The organism is Vibrio sp. R15-SG3-ISO1B, assembly GCF_059833835.1.
Window position 1 is genome coordinate 39,459 of the sequence record NZ_JCBDGG010000010.1, and the last position, 17,582, is coordinate 57,040.

At 50.8% G+C, this 17,582-nt stretch carries 15 protein-coding genes; 7 read left to right on the top strand and 8 right to left on the bottom strand.

Going from position 1 to position 17,582, the window contains the following annotated elements:
* Positions 1-5: 5 nt before the first annotated feature.
* A complete protein-coding gene (locus tag AC6R0S_RS03295; protein WP_500630960.1) occupies positions 6-674 on the top strand; it encodes a YiaD family glycine zipper/OmpA-like lipoprotein in 669 nt (222 codons plus the stop codon).
* A gap of 62 nt (positions 675-736) precedes the next feature.
* Here AC6R0S_RS03295 and shyA read toward each other — a convergent pair whose 3' ends face one another.
* The 3 genes from shyA to AC6R0S_RS03310 form a co-directional block, all read right to left on the bottom strand.
* Positions 737-2,041 (bottom strand): peptidoglycan DD-endopeptidase ShyA, encoded by a 1,305-nt coding sequence (gene shyA, locus AC6R0S_RS03300; protein ID WP_500637199.1) that lies wholly within the window; start codon positions 2,039-2,041, stop codon positions 737-739.
* A 142-nt stretch (positions 2,042-2,183) separates the two neighbouring features.
* Positions 2,184-2,483, bottom strand: coding sequence for an isoamylase early set domain-containing protein (locus AC6R0S_RS03305; RefSeq protein WP_334553297.1), 300 nt, complete (start codon positions 2,481-2,483; stop codon positions 2,184-2,186).
* Between the two features lie 101 nt (positions 2,484-2,584).
* Positions 2,585-3,247, bottom strand: a complete 663-nt coding sequence (locus AC6R0S_RS03310) for a hypothetical protein (protein ID WP_500637200.1) — start codon at positions 3,245-3,247, stop codon at positions 2,585-2,587.
* A gap of 197 nt (positions 3,248-3,444) precedes the next feature.
* Between AC6R0S_RS03310 and AC6R0S_RS03315 the strand changes: the two genes are divergently transcribed.
* From AC6R0S_RS03315 to AC6R0S_RS03340, 6 genes are all read left to right on the top strand, one after another.
* A complete protein-coding gene (locus tag AC6R0S_RS03315) occupies positions 3,445-4,104 on the top strand; it encodes a YoaK family protein (RefSeq protein ID WP_500633267.1) in 660 nt (219 codons plus the stop codon).
* Positions 4,105-4,339: 235 nt separating this feature from the next.
* Positions 4,340-5,710 (top strand): YjiH family protein, encoded by a 1,371-nt coding sequence (locus AC6R0S_RS03320; protein WP_500630883.1) that lies wholly within the window; start codon positions 4,340-4,342, stop codon positions 5,708-5,710.
* A 194-nt stretch (positions 5,711-5,904) separates the two neighbouring features.
* Positions 5,905-6,387, top strand: coding sequence for a putative pterin-binding protein (locus AC6R0S_RS03325; RefSeq protein WP_500633266.1), 483 nt, complete (start codon positions 5,905-5,907; stop codon positions 6,385-6,387).
* A complete protein-coding gene (locus AC6R0S_RS03330; RefSeq protein ID WP_500637201.1) occupies positions 6,368-7,465 on the top strand; it encodes a GGDEF domain-containing protein in 1,098 nt (365 codons plus the stop codon). The genes AC6R0S_RS03325 and AC6R0S_RS03330 overlap by 20 nt, the downstream gene beginning before the upstream one ends.
* Before the next feature lie 65 nt (positions 7,466-7,530).
* Positions 7,531-8,331: a Cof-type HAD-IIB family hydrolase gene (locus tag AC6R0S_RS03335; RefSeq protein WP_500628555.1), complete on the top strand. Its 801-nt coding sequence runs from the start codon at positions 7,531-7,533 to the stop codon at positions 8,329-8,331.
* A 133-nt stretch (positions 8,332-8,464) separates the two neighbouring features.
* A complete protein-coding gene (locus AC6R0S_RS03340) occupies positions 8,465-9,799 on the top strand; it encodes a ferredoxin reductase family protein (RefSeq protein WP_500637202.1) in 1,335 nt (444 codons plus the stop codon).
* On the opposite strand, the gene AC6R0S_RS03345 is transcribed toward AC6R0S_RS03340, so the two are convergent.
* The 5 genes from AC6R0S_RS03345 to AC6R0S_RS03365 all read right to left on the bottom strand — a co-directional run bounded on the left by AC6R0S_RS03345 (position 9,796) and on the right by AC6R0S_RS03365 (position 17,521).
* Positions 9,796-11,055, bottom strand: a complete 1,260-nt coding sequence (locus AC6R0S_RS03345; protein WP_500637203.1) for a sensor histidine kinase — start codon at positions 11,053-11,055, stop codon at positions 9,796-9,798. The genes AC6R0S_RS03340 and AC6R0S_RS03345 overlap by 4 nt on opposite strands.
* Positions 11,046-11,741: a response regulator transcription factor gene (locus tag AC6R0S_RS03350; RefSeq protein WP_500637204.1), complete on the bottom strand. Its 696-nt coding sequence runs from the start codon at positions 11,739-11,741 to the stop codon at positions 11,046-11,048. Before AC6R0S_RS03350 ends, AC6R0S_RS03345 begins: the two co-directional genes overlap by 10 nt.
* A 64-nt stretch (positions 11,742-11,805) precedes the next feature.
* Positions 11,806-14,955 (bottom strand): efflux RND transporter permease subunit, encoded by a 3,150-nt coding sequence (locus AC6R0S_RS03355; protein ID WP_500637205.1) that lies wholly within the window; start codon positions 14,953-14,955, stop codon positions 11,806-11,808.
* Positions 14,952-16,148 carry an efflux RND transporter periplasmic adaptor subunit gene (locus AC6R0S_RS03360; RefSeq protein ID WP_500637206.1) on the bottom strand — a complete coding sequence of 399 codons (1,197 nt, stop codon included), beginning with the start codon at positions 16,146-16,148 and terminating at the stop codon, positions 14,952-14,954. Before AC6R0S_RS03360 ends, AC6R0S_RS03355 begins: the two co-directional genes overlap by 4 nt.
* On the bottom strand, positions 16,148-17,521 hold the full coding sequence (locus tag AC6R0S_RS03365) for a TolC family protein (RefSeq protein WP_500637207.1): 1,374 nt from the start codon (positions 17,519-17,521) through the stop codon (positions 16,148-16,150). Before AC6R0S_RS03365 ends, AC6R0S_RS03360 begins: the two co-directional genes overlap by 1 nt.
* Between the last annotated feature and the right edge of the window lie 61 nt (positions 17,522-17,582).

A 17,582-nucleotide genomic window follows, 5' to 3' on the forward strand; every position in this document is an offset into this window, starting at 1 on the left:
TTATGATGAACAAATCCCTCACTTTACTCTCTCTCTGCACTCTACTCGCTGGGTGCCAAGCCACACAGCGTCAGAACGCTACCACAGGTGAAACCGAAACCAATGCAACCACTCAAGGTGCCCTAATTGGCGCGGTATCAGGCGCACTCGTCGGCCTAGCGACAGGCGATAACGCAACAGAACGCAGACAACGTGCACTGGCAGGGGCCGCAGCGGGCGGCGCGGTGGGTGCTGGAGTGGGTTATTACTTTGACCAGCAAGAAGCGGCGCTGCGTGAAGAGTTACTCAATTCAGGGGTTCAGGTGAAACGGGTGGGAGAAGATCAAATCCAACTTGTGATGGAAAACGGAATTGGTTTCGCCAGTGATTCCTACCAGTTGGACGCATCGATCTACAACACGCTCAACGGCGTCGCGCGTATATTGGTCGAATATCCAGATACCGTATTGATGATTGCAGGACACACGGACAGCACAGGAAGTGAAGCCTACAACCAAAGTCTCTCACTCAAACGCGCGGAGTCAGTGAGAACCTATTTGATGTATCAGAAAGTGGCGACCAACCGCTTATCAACCCTTGGAATGGGCGAAAGTACGCCAATTTGTAGCAATGACAACGCACAAGGGCGAACCTGTAACCGACGGGTAGAAATTAGCATCTATCCCGCCAAGTAATTACTGCTCGCGTCTGCTCCTTAATCACAAACAACCAGCCACAAACAACCAGCGCCAGCGCATCAACTCGCTGGCGCAGATTCCCCTTCTCTGGCCCACTCCATCTCTTGCTGACGCAGCATCTCATCAAGCTCTGCTTTGCGCGCCTTGAAGCTCGCCATTTCTGCTTTTGGAACCGAGTTGGCCATCGGGATATTGGCTTTCATCGCATTCACCGCGCGGCCGCGGTCAAGGAGTTCGTAGTGGATATGGGGGCCGGTTACCCTCCCCGTCGCTCCAGATAAACCAATTCGCTGCCCACGACTTACCGTTTGGCCTTTGCGAACTAAGATTTTACTTAGATGCAAATAACGCGTTTTGTAGCGGCTGCCGTGTTCAATCACCACGTATTTACCTGCGTAAGGGTGGTCACGTGTCATGACGACAACGCCATCGCCCGTTGAGACAATCGGAGTACCGGTTGGGGTTGCCCAGTCCGTGCCGTTGTGCGGTGCAACACGTCCGGTAACAGGATGCAGGCGAGTAGGGTTAAAATGCGAACTTAAGCGATAGTTGCCACCGACTGGCTTACGTTGGAACGCACGCTGTAGGCTGTCCCCTTTCGCATCATAGTATTGGCCGTCACTGTGCAAATACGCCGAGAGGGTTTGACCACGATTGTGGATCTTAACCGCTTGTATCTCGCGATTACCCGTCAACGTTTCACCGACGTATTGACGAGACTGTACCACTTCGAAACGATCGCCCGCTCGCAAGTCACGAGCAAAATTGATCTTATCTTTCAGTAAGCTGACAATCTGGTCGACTTCGCTGCTGCCAAGGCCAAGCGCGTAGCCAGATTGCGAGAAGGTGCCGTTGATTTCGCCCACCATTGGAAAGGCTTTCCATTCGCCTGGAATTTTGACGTCGCTGTACTCATAGTTGCCATCATCCAACCGCGTGTAAACTGCACGCTCGACCAAGCTAAACTCAAGCTCCATCTTCGCCAGTTTACGGTTTTCATCACGCCAAAAACGCAAGGTATTACCAGGGCGCAGTGTATCTAGAGCAAGATAGTTTAAATCCGTCTCCATGATCTGCATCAGCTCGCTATAACCAAAACCCAATTGATTAAAAATGGTGCTTAGGTTATCGCCTGATTGGATCACGTATTCGTAATCTGGGATATCCACCGTCTCGTCGTGTTCAGCGAGCCAGTCATTCATCAGTGTGGATTCTGGGAGAGAAAGCTCGATAGTGCGATGATAGCGACCTGAATTCGGCGAAGACGACAAAGCCACAGCGATAAAAATCGGTAAACTTAATACGGCCATCTTTTTACGCTTAGAGAGCTCTTTCAAGCGTAATGTCAGACTTTTCGCTTGCACAATGCTACCTATAGAGAGAAATAACGAAGCCGTAAGATTACGAATTTATCCACTAAAAGTCATCTTTTCTAATGTAAAGATTGGATCGAAAAAGGCGCTTACGCGCCTTTTTGCAGTTGATGTCGCTAAAACCCTAAAAGCTCTATTGATAGGTCGATAGCAAGCCGTTGTCATCACCAAAGCCATTCGGCTTATATTGGTCTGCATTGGCATCATTGACCCACTTGTTGTTGTCGACCAAATAACGAAATTCGAAGTGTTGGTCTTTGGGTAGTCGGGTTTTGAATTTGAAGCTTTTCGACTTCGCCACTTTCTTCATTTCGACCGGTTGCCAATCAAGAAAATCTGCGACGAGTGCCACCGATTGGTCAGCGTTTGCTGCATCCAACTCGAAGGTGACTTCGACTTCATCTTTGGTTTTGAAAAAACGTTTGTTGATCATAGTTTACTCCGTTAACGACGTTAAAATGTCCATCTCATCTTTGTTAGCTTACAAATATGCGCAACAGTTTGCATCAAAAACAATGTAAAACCCTATTAATATTATGGTCGAATTGCCCAACTATTTTGTTCGGTCACAGTCATCATTATAGTGCGCGTTACTTTGGGTTCCTCACTCATAGGTTGATCTTCCTCACGAGTTCGCAGTGTAACGGCGATCACATCCTGATTGCGCTCTACCGCTTCCACCACGATTCGATCACCCAGCAGCACTGCATCACGCGAGATCATTCTCTGGCGGGTGGAATCATATTCAAACAGGGCTAGATAGTAAAAAAGACCACTGCCTTGATTGGATACGATGAGCGGCGCGGCGTAGCGGCCCTCTCCCAGTTCGATCAATTGATGCGTGTCGACCCAAATATCACCGCGTACTTCACCGTCTTGATATTGTCCTATCGCTCTTGCGTCTTGACGTCGAGTAAGCAAGCTGTAGGCGGTGGTTTCTGGCACTTTAATCGTCCAGGGATTGGGCGTCGCAATGCCAAAGACCTGTTGCATGAGAGCATCTTGCGTAGGTGTAGGCTGAGGAAACTTCGCTCGAATCTCCTCATCAGACAAACTGAAGCGGTAAAGACCGGCTGCGGCAACGACCACCAGCAGGACAATCGGAATCAATAAAATAAGGGGAATGGGAAGTCGGCGCTTTTTCATGATGATCACTTCACAACAGAGTTCTTCAAAGAGGGTGATTTTCAAACACATCGTATTTTCAAACATATAGTAACAGGCGGGTCAGTGAGGCAAAACGCCTATCCACGATTAATTTCGCCTACGGCTCTGTGCCACCACGAAATCACCATGCGCGTTCTGCTAAGAAGCCAGATAAGGAGGCCACATAAGTCAGCTGCAACTTTTGGGCTGACGCGTATAATGTCCTGCTTAACAAAAGGGGGATCACGGTGATTTCAAAACTACCACGCTGGGTGGAGCACGGCGCATTTTTATTGGCACTACTGGCCGGAACCGTCAATGCGATTGGCTTGTTGGGTTTCCAGCACCAGTCCGTGTCTCATATCTCGGGTACCGTGACACTACTGGGCACCAGCCTCTACCTCTTCGATCAACAGACGCTGCACCTCTTATGGGTGGTACTCAGCTTTCTGCTCGGCGCGATACTCAGTGGCGTCTTTATCGAAAGCACCGCGCTGAAATTGGGCCGCCGCTACGGGGTGGCACTCTGCTTTGAAAGTGGGCTACTTTTGCTCGCCTACCTGTTGCTTAAGGAGGGGCACACCAGTGGTCAATATCTCGCGTCTGCTGCTTGCGGGCTGCAAAACGCCATGTTAACCACCTTCAGCGGCGCGGTTGTGCGCACCACCCACATGACGGGTATCGTCACTGATTTGGGCATTATGATCGGTGCACGCTTGCGCGGGGAAAAGTTCGATTATCGTAAAGCCAAACTCTTCTCCTTTATTTTCGCCGGATTCTTGCTCGGCGGCACTGCCGGAGCGGTTTTATATGCACAGCTCAGCATTGCAGCACTGCTTGCGCCCGTTACCCTTGCCTTGTGTCTCGCGCTCAGCTATTGGCTCTACCTCTATATTTCACCCAAATAAACCCGCTTAGTTGCAACACAATCCCAAACAATTTAACATTCACAAAACAAATTACTGCATTACCAAGCTAATATCGAGTTTATGTCTGAATATTTAAGGATAATTATTGAATAGTATTGCACGGCATGACAAAAGGCAGTAATCTTGCGCCCCATGACTAAATAGGGATGTTTAGTGAATATGTATGCCAAGGGATACGGCAATACTATTGACCAGATGTAACACGAGATTTGTAATGCAAGAAAACGCTCAATCTATCAATCAGCCAAAAGGGAAGAAGAACTTCTGGATGTTCTTTATTCCGTCTTTGTTGGGTCTGTTTGTCTTTATGGCGCCGATCACGTTTGACGGTGACATCACTATCCCTGTGGCCGTATTGGCGAAATCGATTCAGGCACTGTTCGGTGACGCTCTGGTCGGCATGGTGACGTCCATCATTAGCTTCATGGCGGTTGCCTCGCTGCTTTGCCGTATTAAAACGCCAGCTTTTATTGCCAACAGCGACTTTTTAAACGGCCTGTTTAACCCATCACCACTTTGGCTTGCTGTGCGTGTGATCGGTGGTCTTGCCGTTGCGATGACCTATTTCCAACTGGGCCCAGAGGCGATTTGGGAAGAAAACACCGGCGGCCTAGTGCTGGAAGGTTTGTTGCCAACTCTTTTCTCTGTGTTCATTTTTGCTGGCTTGCTGCTTCCTTTGCTGCTCAACTTTGGCTTGCTAGAATTGTTTGGCACCTTGCTCAGCAAAGTCATGCGCCCAGTATTCAATCTACCTGGACGCAGTGCGATTGACTGCATGGCTTCTTGGCTAGGCGATGGCTCCGTCGGTATCCTGCTGACCAGTAAGCAGTACGAAAACAAGTTCTACACGCAACGCGAAGCGGCGGTCGTTGGTACGACCTTCTCTGCCGTCTCCATTACGTTTAGTTTGGTGGTATTGGCCCAAGTCGAACTTGAGCACCTATTCCTACCTTTTTACGGCGCTATCTGTTTAGCCGGTGTGGTTGCCGCGATCATCATTCCAAGACTGCCACCCCTAAGCTACAAGAAAGACACCTTCATCGACGGTACTAAACCGGATGCCGAAGCGGACGCTCTGCCAGCTGGACATAACAGCTTCACTTGGGGTCTAGAGTTGGCCCTGAAGAAAGCCTCACAAGTGACCTCGTTAAAAGGCGTGTTTTCTGAAGGTGTGCGTAACGCTGTTGACATGGTGTTTGGCGTACTGCCAGTGGTTATGGGTCTGGGTACGATTGCACTTGTGATTGCTGAGTACACCTCGGTGTTTGCCTTCTTAGGCCAGCCATTCATCCCATTCCTAGAGCTACTACAAATCCCAGAAGCCGCAGCGGCGTCGCAAACCATGGTGGTCGGTTTTGCGGACATGTTTATCCCTGCCATCCTTGCAGCTTCTATCGACAACGAAATGACGCGCTTTGTCATCGCTGCGATGTCTGTGACCCAGCTAATCTACATGTCTGAAGTGGGTGCACTGCTGCTTGGGAGCCGCATTCCTGTCAATATTTTTGAGCTGTTCGCCATCTTTATCTTGCGTACGCTCATCACCTTACCTGTGATTGCGGGTGTCGCGCATTTGATCTTCTAATGTGCGCCTCTGGTGACGATTGACGCAAAGCCCCGCTATGGATTTCATAGCGGGGCTTTGCGGTTTCTGTGCGTTGTCTATACTCAATAAATAAGAATCAATATTGATAAAAGGTTTTGCTCACCTGCAAAACAATCATATAATCAATAATTATATTAAAAAGACGTTATTGTCCGGACCTTTGGGGAGAGATCATGAGAAGAGTGCTTGCGCTGTTCGCTGCGTTGTCTGTTTTTAGTGCTTCAGCCTCTAGCTTAGTGATTCGCATCACCGATCGCGATCCTATCACCCTCTCTCATGAAGACATCATAGCGAATTTCGAACCCTCTACCTTCTCTACGACCCTACCTTGGTTCGACGGCAAAAAAACCTTCACCGGCTTCAAAGTCTCATCGTTAGTTGATTACTACCGCGCGAACAATACCTTCTCCGTCTCTTTTGTCGCCCTAAATGATTACGCGGCGAGCTCAAGAATCGAAGACATTCTTAAGTACGAGCCTATCGTGGCGTACGAAATGGATGGAGAAAAAATGAAAGTGCGAAATAAAGGCCCCTATTGGCTGGTCTTTAACTTAAGTCAGTTCCCTGAAATAGATAATGCTGCATTTCGTTCACAAATGGTGTGGCAGATCGATGAGATATTAGTGCATACCGCCGATGATGAGTCCAAAGAGTAAAGACGACCACTTACACACCATTCTTGCCAAAGCGAAAGTACTGTTAATCGTACTTTCGGCAACCCTGTTCATCATTAACCTCTATTTTCTTACCTCAACACGCCAGTTAGCGGCCTCATACAATGAACAGCAAAACCAAGCCACATGGTTTTTGTTTCAGTTAAACAAAGAGTTTTCTGAACTCAGAGCGATTACACCGTTCGCAGCGGACAGTGAAGAGTACTACGATCGCACCTTACTCAAATATGAGTTGACCTGGAGCCGTTTCGACATACTTCTCAGTAGCAAAGAGGCGGACAACCTGATTAGCCTTCCCGGTGCCGCCTCATTCTTTAGTGACTTGTTCCGTCAGTTTAAGCAGCTAGAACCCGAGCTAATAGCGCTCAACTCACCGGATCAGGCCAAAGCGCTGTGCGATGATATTGACGCGCTCTACATGTCGATGATTCAGTACGTCAACACCAATTTTAGAATTAAAAGTCCGCTCTACCTGTCACAAATGAGCCAAGCGCAAAGTTTAACTCAGGCGCAATTTGTCTTGATGGTATTGCTGTTTGTCTGCGCGTGTTTAGTCGGCTACATCATTCACAAAGAGGCCATTTACCACAAGCAATTGGCGCTCACCGATTCTCTCACCGGAGTGTCCAATCGGTTGGCCATGTTCAACGATATGGCCGAGTGGGTGGAACAAGGCCAGTCATTCAACCTCTACCTTTTAGACTTAAACGGCTTTAAGGAAGTGAATGATCGTCATGGTCACCAAGCGGGCGATGAAGTGCTCGCCACGGTTGCCCATCGCCTTAATAGACTGGAAGCCTACTGCTATCGAATCGGCGGCGACGAGTTTGCTTTAGTCTACCTTGGGGATACGCATCCACAGCATCACTGGAAGCAGATTGAAAGCTGCTTTAGAAAGACTATTGCTATCCGCGCGGGTACCCAAGTCTCCCTATCGACCAGTATTGGTACAGCGCACTACCCGCATGATGGTGCATCACTGAGCCGACTCATCTCTATTGCCGATGCCAATATGTACGAAATGAAGTTTGCCAAGCTTGAACAGAAATCCATTGGCTAACGCCTGTTTTGACGATTAATCAATGGTATCATGGCCGAAAATCCACTTCGTCAATGATTAACCTTATGCCTCAACACCCGATCAAATTCATTGCTGCCGACATGGACGGTACGCTGCTCGATGAAAACAGCCAGCTGAATCCGGAATTTTTCGAACTCTATCCACAACTCGAAGCGAAAGAGATCATTTTCGCGGCGGCCTCAGGCAGACAGTACTACAGCCTGATGGAAACCTTCTCCCCAATAAAAGATCGTATGATGTTCATTGCCGAAAACGGCACGCTGGTGATGCATCAAGGTCAAGAGCTCTACCGCTGTGAAATCGACAAGCAAGATATTGCCGATATTATTCGAGAGGCGAGACGCATAGACGGCGCCTACATCGTGCTGTGTGGTACTCAATCGGCATACATCGAAACCCAAGCAGAAGAAGCGCTCAACGAGTTCAAAAAGTATTATCATCGCTGTCAGTATGTCGAGGATCTTCTCGACGTTGACGATGACTTTATCAAAGTCGCCATTTTGCATTTCGGTGGCAGCGAAGCGCTGGTTTACCCAAGTGTGTCCTCACAGTTTGGCGATTCTCACCAAGTGGTGGTGAGCGCAAAAATCTGGCTCGACATTATGAACAAACACGCCTCCAAAGGCGCGGCGATCGAGCATCTACAATCCACACTGGGTTTCTCTTTCGAACAGACGATGAGTTTTGGCGACTACCTCAATGACCTAGAAATGCTCAAAGTGAGCTACCACTCCTACGCCATGGATAACGCGCATCCGAAAGTGAAAGAGGTCGCCCGTTTTCTTGCACCGAGCAATAAAGAGGCAGGGGTGTTTAAGGTGATCAAGGCCACCCTTCTCAGCTAACCTCGGCGTTGATAGAGTAAGCGTCGCGCAGTATGACGTTTACTCTTCTCCTTTACCCACATTTACACGACTTGACCTTACTTGACACCCGGCTTGCTACGCTTTAATTAGCCAAATAGAGGGAGGATTTGTCATGAAACGGGTTCTCGTCGGCATCGCAATGATGGCTGCTCTCGTGACGGGGCTATGGCTATTCGCTGAGCCGTCACTATTGGGTTCATCGCTTATATTTCAATGGCGCTCGGCACTGATTCAGTACTCAGGCATTGTGGCTATCATGTTGATGTCTCTCACCATGGTGTTGGCACTGCGCCTAGATTGGGTTGAACAGGTCACGCAAGGGTTAGACAAATCTTACCGACTTCACAAGTGGACGGGGATCGCGGGTGGTGTACTGGCTATCATCCATTGGCTCTTCTATCACCTTCCTATTCAATTGGTCAGTGCAGGGATTCTCACTGCGCCGCAACGCTTTTCTGGCCGTGGGCCTGCGCACCTTGGTAACGACCTACTCTCAAGCTGGATTCTTGAACTTCGTTCAACCGGTCTCGCTTTAGGTGAGTGGGGATTTTATCTGTTGATTGCCTTGATTGCGCTCTCGCTCTGGACCGCCCTTCGCTATCGCCCGTTTCGCGTCTCACATAAATTGATGGCTGTGGCCTATTTGATGGTTGCCGCACACTCTGCCCTGCTGCTCAAACACAGCTATTGGGGCACGCCAATTTACTTTCTCACCATGGCATTCATCGTGATTGGCGTCTTGGCTGCGATATATAGTTTGCTGGGGTTGATCGGACGTTACCATCAATATGATGCGCGGATTAGCCGCGTTCAATATCACCCTCTGAGCCGCATTTTAGATCTTGAACTGCATATGCCCACCTCTTGGCCCGGTCATCGCTGTGGACAGTACGCTTATCTTCAATTTTGCCATGAAGATCCCCATCCGTTTACGCTAGTATCTGGCTGCAAAGGGGATAAAGTGCGATTTCTTATCAAAGAGTTAGGCGATTTCACTACTGGGCTAAATCAGCGGGTTAACCTAGGAGATTCGGTTCGAGTCGAAGGGCCATATGGGCATTTTTCACTCCATCAATCTAGCCCACAAATTTGGATCGCTGGCGGTGTCGGCGTGGCACCCTTTGTGGCGGCTTTACACGGTTATGCCGAGCAGCCACCACGCGATCCGGTCTTCTTTTTCTTCAGTTGTCGCGGAGTGGATACGGCCATGCTCCAAGAATTGCATCAACTTGCGACACGCAGTGGGGTGACGTTGGAGATTGTCGATACGCGATACCAACCGCGCCTCACCATCGAAGGATTGGCGCAGCGCTTTGTGCATTTAGACCACTACGATGTCTATTTTTGCGGGCCAGAGTCGATGTCTGCTCAGCTTAAAAATGATCTTAAACGCCATCGTTTCGATACCGCGCATCACTATCACGAAGAGATGTATGCGATGCGTTAGCCACCAAATCGTACCGTCACCACTCGCCCGTTCGCGGTGACGGTATTGCAATAAGACCAACCTTGCTGCTTAACCAGCCTATCGGTGAGTTCCAGTCCTAGCCCAAAGCCTAGATCGCTGTCTTTCTCCTGGTCAGTGTCATTGTGGTTTTCAATCACCAATGTGTCACCCGTTTGCGAGATGACCACTTGGCCTTTCTGCGTGTGTTGGAAGGCATTACGCACTAAGTTCGTGATGACGATACGCGTCAGGCCACTGGGCAGTGTCACCTGAGTATCGTCGGTCGACTCAACAACGGTGACCGCTTTGCCATGCAGTAAATAGTTGAGCTCCTGACGGATCTGCATCACTAACTGGCCGATGGCGAACGAGGTGCTCGGTAAGGCTTTCTCCTCACGACGATTGAGCCACAGTAGGGTTTCGGTCAGATCGGTCATGGTAAGCGAAGCACGCTCAATGCGCGCCAATACCTCACTCTGCTTAGCGGGCTCAACCTGACGCTCGATCATTTTGCCCAGCAGCTCGGTATTGGTTCGCGTGACCGCAATCGGCGTGCGTAGCTCATGGCTGGCATAGCCAAGAAAACGCTTTTCACGCTCGACACTGGCTTGTACAGAGCGCAAGCTCGACTGAATCATCTCGGCGAGCGCATTAAGCTCTCGGTAGTGAAAATTGGGTATCGCCGCATCCAGCTTATCTTCATCCAACGATTTCGCCCATGCGCCCAACTGTTCAACAGGTGCCGACACATTACGAATAATCATCAGCAACACCACGGAAAAAAGCGCTATCGCACCAATCGCGGTAAAAACGATATAGAAAAATGGCGGCAGCTCATCACGGCTCATCGGCGTGGTGCGATCACGCTCGCCTATCTCTATAGCGGCAAAACGGCGCTCGCCATCTTGCTCAAGCTGCATAACAAAATAGCCTTTCTTCGGCGGACTGAGTAAGGGAATGCCTTCGATGTGTTTGAGTAGGCGGCCATCGGCCAAATCCTCTTGATCAAAATGCTGCGTGATACGGGTGGGTAAGTCTTGCCATCGCTTCGCAACCAAGAGGTCATCTTGCTGTGTGACCTGACCCGGCGCAACGTCGAGATGAAACGCTTGAGAATGGACAAAGCCGCGCATGGCCTCATCCATCCCTGAGAAAAAGTAGCTCACCGCAACGCCTGACATCCCGACAATCGCGCTACTGCCCATCGCCACCATCGCCAACACAAAATAGAGCCGTAGACTGCGCCTTAATCGCATACTCGCTCCTCACGTTTAAGCGCAAAGCCTCGCCCCACAAGAGTCTGTATCCGTTTGATTCCACTTTGGCCATCCACCGCCTTGCGAAGGTGGTACATGTGCACTTTCAAGCTGTTGCTGTCGGGCTGTTCATCCCCCCAGACGCTCTGCACCAGTTTGTCTCTCGAGACACTGTTTGGACTGGCGCGCAGTAACGTTTCCAGCAGTTTGTAGCCTATCGGTGTCAGTTTCATCTCCTGCCCATCGCAGGTCGCGGTTTGTGTGGTGAGATCGAGTTCGACTCCTTCCGCACTCAGTAGTGTCACTTCGCCACTGCGCCGACGCGAAAGCACTTGCGCGCGAACGATCAACTCTTCCATCGCAAACGGTTTAATGAGGTAGTCGTCTGCCCCGGCGGAAAAGCCCCCCAGTTTGTCGTCCAAGGTATCGCGTGCCGTCAGCATGAGAACCGGCACATCAAGGCCACTGGCGCGCAGTTTCGCGCACACTTCTAGGCCATCCATTTTGGGCAAATTTAAATCTAGGATCACCACATCGTAGCGCTGATTTTGTATCAGGCTGAGCCCCGCCACACCATTCGCCGCGTGGTCACACTCAATGCCCTCTAGCGCGAGGTAGTCGATAACCGCAGTGGCCAAATCGAGATCGTCTTCCACCAGTAAACACTGTAAATGGTCGCTTTTCATGCTCTCCTCCACACCCACCATCGATGTTCATTCTTTGCATAATAAGGGCTTAGACAATCATAGCCTAGTTCACTTGTTGAGTAACTCGACGTCCCGCTCCACTGATGCGCTGCTTGAGTGCCAACAAGAGCGCTCTGAGATCCTGATCAATCATCAACAGTGATGGCGTTAAGATCAAAGTGATCAAAGTAGCAAACAAGATGCCGTAACCCAGCGCTGCAGCGGCAGGGATCAAAAACTGCGCTTGCATCGAAGTCTCACTCAACAGCGGCGCAAGACCGGCAAACGTGGTCACGGATGTGAGCAGCACCGCTCTCAGTCGACCTGAACATGCCTGTTCAATCGCTTCTGATACCGACAGTTTGGCCTCTTTGACCAGCTCATTGTAACGAGAAACGAGGAGCAAGCTGTCGTTAACCACGACGCCACTTAATGCCAACACCCCATTCAGTGACAAGATGCTGATGGTCAAATCGTTCCACCAGTGACCCAAGATAGCGCCAACAATCCCAAACGGAATGGCGACCATGATGATCAAGGGCTGAACGTACGACTTGAGTGGAATCGCAAGCAGCGCAAAAATGACGATCAGAGCCAGCACGAACGTCGACTCCATTGAGTCGGTGGACTCCTTTTGCTGCTCAGCTTCACCGGTAAAGTCGATTTTGAGCGTCGGATAATCCGCTTTCAGTGTCTTCACCAAGGTGTTTTCAAGTTGTGCGACTAACTCATTCGAGGCGAGGATATCTTTGTCCACCGAGGCACTGACATACACCGCACGTAAGTTGTCGATACGGGTGATCTCTGACGGCTGATAATCCGAGTACAACTTCGCCACCGCCGACAAGGGCACCACAGTACCATCGCTGGTTCGCACGCTTGATTGCGCGATGTCCGCTAGCGTTTGACGCTCACCCTCAGGGTAACGGACCCGGACTTTGACTTCGTCTTTGCCCCGCTGAAAACGCTGTACAATGTCGCCACCAAACGATTGTAAGACTTGCTGAGACAGGCTGGCGGTATCCATGCCCATTGCACGGCCTTGCTCTGTCAGTTCAAATCGATACTGCGGCTCACCTAAATCAAGGTTGTCATCAATACCACTCACCCCGTCAATCGATTGCAGTACCGCTTTCATTCGGTTCCCGGCATCAGTCACAATCTCGTCGCTACTCGCTTTGAGTTCGACTTTAAAGTTGTCCACCATCTCCTGATGAGAGCGAATGCTGAGCTTTTTAACCCCTTCCATGTTACCCGACATCGCCAGCCATGCATCAGCAAACTCATCAATGTTATACGGCGCCTCTGGCGCTAGTTCCACTTGGATAGAGCCTGAGCGGTCGGCCGTGGCCGACACCTGTAGACTGGCAATCGCCGACGTATCGCTCTCGCCTCGCAATTGGGCATCCACCGTAAGCGCATGGCGCTCGAGGGTCAGTAAATTGGTTTCGGTTTGACCAAAACTGACATCGTTGTACATCGACATTTGAGCCGAGACGGTGTCGCCGGCGATGTCTGGAAAAAACGCAACGCGCACGGCGCCGGTGAGCGGCATACCAATCACTAAAATGAATAACGCCAAAAAGCTGAGTACGACGGCATAGCGAAATTGCAGTGCGATTTTAATCAGCGGCTTATACACACGTTGGTTGAAGCCGTTTAACCCTCGCTCCGCGCCGCTCTGAATGCGGTTCCAAATCCCTTTGTTGTCTTTCCGGTGAGTGTCAATATGCGCCAGGTGCGCCGGTAGAATGAACTTAGACTCCACCAATGAGAGCAATAAACAGATGGTCACCACGGTGGCAAATTGCGCATAAATTTTGCCCATGTTGCCATCAATGGCGGCAATCGACAAAAAGGCAGCCACGGTGGTCAGAACCCCAAAGACGGTCGGCGCCGCCACTTTGAGCGTGCCTTTAATGGTGCTCTCTATGGTGTCACCCTCAGCTCGGCGGGTCGCGTAAATGCTCTCGCCCACGACCACCGCATCATCCACAACGATGCCGAGCGCCATGATGAAACCAAAGGTGGTCATCTCGTTGATGGTCAGCCCAACGAAGGAGTCGGTCATAAAAAACAAGGTGCCAAAGAAGACAAAGGGCAAACAAGCTGCGACCCAAAATGCCACGCGCAGGTTAAGAAACAGCGCCAACACAATAAACACCATCGCAATACCGGTGAGCGCGTTGGTGGCAAGCAGTGATAGACGCTCTTTGATCATGGTACTTTTGTCATACCAAGTTTCCATGTCGACATTGTCAGGCAATACGTTACTTGCTCGCCACTGCTCAACCACCTGTTTGGCCTGCTCAACAATGTTGACCACATCACTGCTGTCATCCATCAAAATCTGGATGCCGATGGCATTTTGCTGGTTATAACGGGACAACGAGTAGCTATCTTCTTCGAACGTGTCGCTGACCGTGGCAATATCGCCAAGTAGAATCTGTGCGCCTGACTGAGTTGTAATGATGGGAATTTGGCGAAAATCTTCCACTTGATACGCTTGCTCTGACGCTTTGAGGCGCACGGTTTTTTCGCTGTTGCGCAGGCTGGTCGAAATGGCCGTCGCGCTTTCTGCGTTGATGGCATCCGAGACATCCGTGAGTGATAAGCCATAGGCCTGCAAAGCCTGCTCATTCACCTCCACCGAAATCATCCGCTCTAGCTCTGCATTGATAGAGAGATCGCTGATCGCACTCTCACTCAACAAATCGGATTTCAGATCTTGAGCCAAGATCTGCAATGTCGAACGGTCCGCATCGCCATACAGTTGCACCCAAATCGCATGATCCTGACGACGTGCTTTTTCGATGACCGGATTGTCCGCTTCCGCTGGCCAGTTGTTGATGGCATCCACTTCGTTTTTGACATCCGTCAGCAAGGTATCCAGATCGTAACTGCTCTCTTTTTCAATCGACACATAGCTGCCAGTCGAATCCGACGTAGAGGTAATGCGTTTGATGCCCGGTACGGTTTCCAGCGCTTCTTCAATTTTTATCGCAATCCCTTCTTCCGCCTGAACCGGATCGCCACTGTCATAGCTGACAGCAACACTGACCACATCAGGTTCAAGAGTAGGGAATGCCTCTTTACGCAACGAACTGACGGAAAACAACCCCACGATGATCACACCCATCATCAATAAGTTTGCCGCCACTGGGTTGCGAGCAAACCACGCAATCACACCCGTAGAGTGATTCGACTGACTCATGATTTGCCCTCCTCATTGGCCAACACTTTCATGCCGACTTGAAAACTGCTCAACGGACGCATCACCACTTGAGCCGCTTCTTCGCTCAGCGGATCAATATAGACGAAATTGTTGCGCTCAAATCGCTTAGTTGCAGCGGCTTTGACCAAGCTGCCTTGTTGGTTGACCATCCAGACTTCCCCTTGCTGCGAATACGCAGATGCAGGAATTTGCCAAAGGTTATCGACCTCAGGCCCAGTTAAAGTAGCTTTGACAAATGTACCCGGGTACAGCGGAGACGCCTGCTCAAGAGGAGTTTCCACCACCGCAATCACTGAACGCTGGCGAGTGGTCTCTGTGATATGTTGGTTAGCGCGATCGACGCGCGCTTGCCATTGGTGTTGGCTTTGACTGTCCGTCAACGTAACTTGCCACTGCGTGACATCACTCTGGCCGTCTGCTTGTAAGGTCAACCACTGCTGCTCCGACAAGGCTAACTCGACTTCAACACGATCCACGCTGTAGAGCGTCGCAATGCTATCGCCGGTCGAGACGTAGCTGCCCGGCTGAATAGAGCGGGCCACAATCAGCGCATCAAATGGGGCACGAATGCGGGTGTCCTCGAGATCTTTCTTCGCAGCCGTGAGGGCTTTTTCTGCGTTATCCAATGCCGCTTTAGCGCTCTCGAGCTGGGGTTCACGTAGCACCAAGGTGGAACTTGGTTCACCGGATAATCCAGAGCGTTGCCACTCTGATTTGGCTTGTTCACCTTCACGCTGCTCTTCTAGGTAGGCAAGCTTTGCCGCCGCGACGTCCGCTTCTGCGCTCGCGACCGCTTGCTGGTATTGCGTATTATCCAGCGTGGCAAGGATCTGACCTTTTTTCACCACTTTCCCCGTTTCAAAATCATCAGCCAAGCTCACCACGCGGCCATTGACCTCACTGGTGAAACTGAGGTTGTATCTCGGCTGCGCCTCAGCGTAGCTGGTGATTTGCGCCTGATAGCGGTTAGCTTGAGTGGTCTGTACCGCAACTTGTGACAGCACGCGACTGGCCGATGCGCTTTGCTCTGGTTGTACCCTTTGCGCTTCCTGCGCGGGGGTCTCTCCAGGGCCCTTGGGCGGCGCCAGTTGGCTTCCATTGTAGGCAACAGCGGCAAAAATCGAACCCGCGGCAACCAGCGTCACGGCTAGGGTCAGTGCATTTTTTTTCATCAAGATACTCCTAGGCCTAGCGCGAGGCCCAAATCAATTCGGTTTAACAATCGCTGGTACGTGGCGCTCGTGAGTTGCGCTTCGATGTCGTAGGCTTGCTGCTGAACAGTGAGAAGGTCAAAAATATCCACCAGCCCCTCTCGATACTTTTGTTCATAACTTTCGACGCTGCGGCGCGCGCTCTGTAACGCGCTCTCGAGATGTTGCTGCTGCTTCTCCAAAGCATGTTCTTGGCCGACAGCGGTTTCTACTTCACTTACGGCATCAAGGAGTGTCTGTTGGTAAACCCAGTAGGTTTGCTCGGTGGTCAGCTCGGCCAACTCCGCTTGAGATTTCAACTTACCACCTTGAAAAATCGGCGCTGAAATCTGACCCAACACGCTCCACACAGGGTTGGTGAGTAGCGCCTCACTCGGGGTTTGCGCTAGGTCGGTCAAACTGGCTGAAAGACTAAATGAGGGCAACATCGCTTTATAAGCGGCATCGGTGCGCAGTGCTTCCGCTTCAATGTTGTAAAAGGCTTGCTGTAAATCAGGTCGACCAGCCATGTTTTGTACACCCAGACTGTCGAGCGGATTGAGCACCGTCGCAAATACCCCAGGCACTTCGTCTCCGCTCAATTGAGTGGCACGCAGCCCAGTGAGCAGTGCTAAGTTGCGCTGACTTTGGGCCAGGTTCTCTCGATATTCCGCCACAGTCGCGCGCGTGGAAGAGGAGTTGGTTTTTGCACTGTCGAGCTCTTCTAGACTGCCTAGCCCAACTTTGTAGCGCTCTAGCACCAGCACTTCGTTGTTTTCGAGAATGTCCAAGCGTCGCTGCTCTATATCCAACAGTTGTTTATTGACGCTGATTTCAAGCCAGCCCCGCATCACGTTGGCCGCAAGCAGATCTTTTGCCGCCTGCAAGCTCGCCTGTGTGGCGGCAATGTCTTTCTGCGCGGCGGCGCTGCTATCCGCCAATTGACGCCAGATATCCAGCTCCCAACTGACATTAAGCTCACCCGTGTAGCTCTCATCACTGCCTTCTGTTTGCTCACCAGACAACCCAGCACTCAGTGTCGGCCATTGGTCCGCCGCGGTGATACCGTGCTGCGCATACGCCATTTTCAGGGCAACAATACTTTGTTGAAGGCTGGGATTATTCTCCATGGCCGCCGCTAAATAGGGCGCTAGCGCTGGAATGTTCACCAAATCGGTGATCGCCTGCAAAGGCTCATCACTTGGTGACTGTTCATCCACCAACTTGCTGACTAGCTGTTCAATGGCCAGCTCATTGCTGATTTGCGCTTGGTCTACGTAATCGGTGCGATTGCCTGAGCTGCAGCCCAGAAGGCTCGCCACGACAAGGCTGATTAAGGTTGTTCGAAAGGTCATGCTTACATCTCTCCCGTCTGATAACGGTAAGAGTAAACAAGGCGGGGTTAAGAGAGGGTTA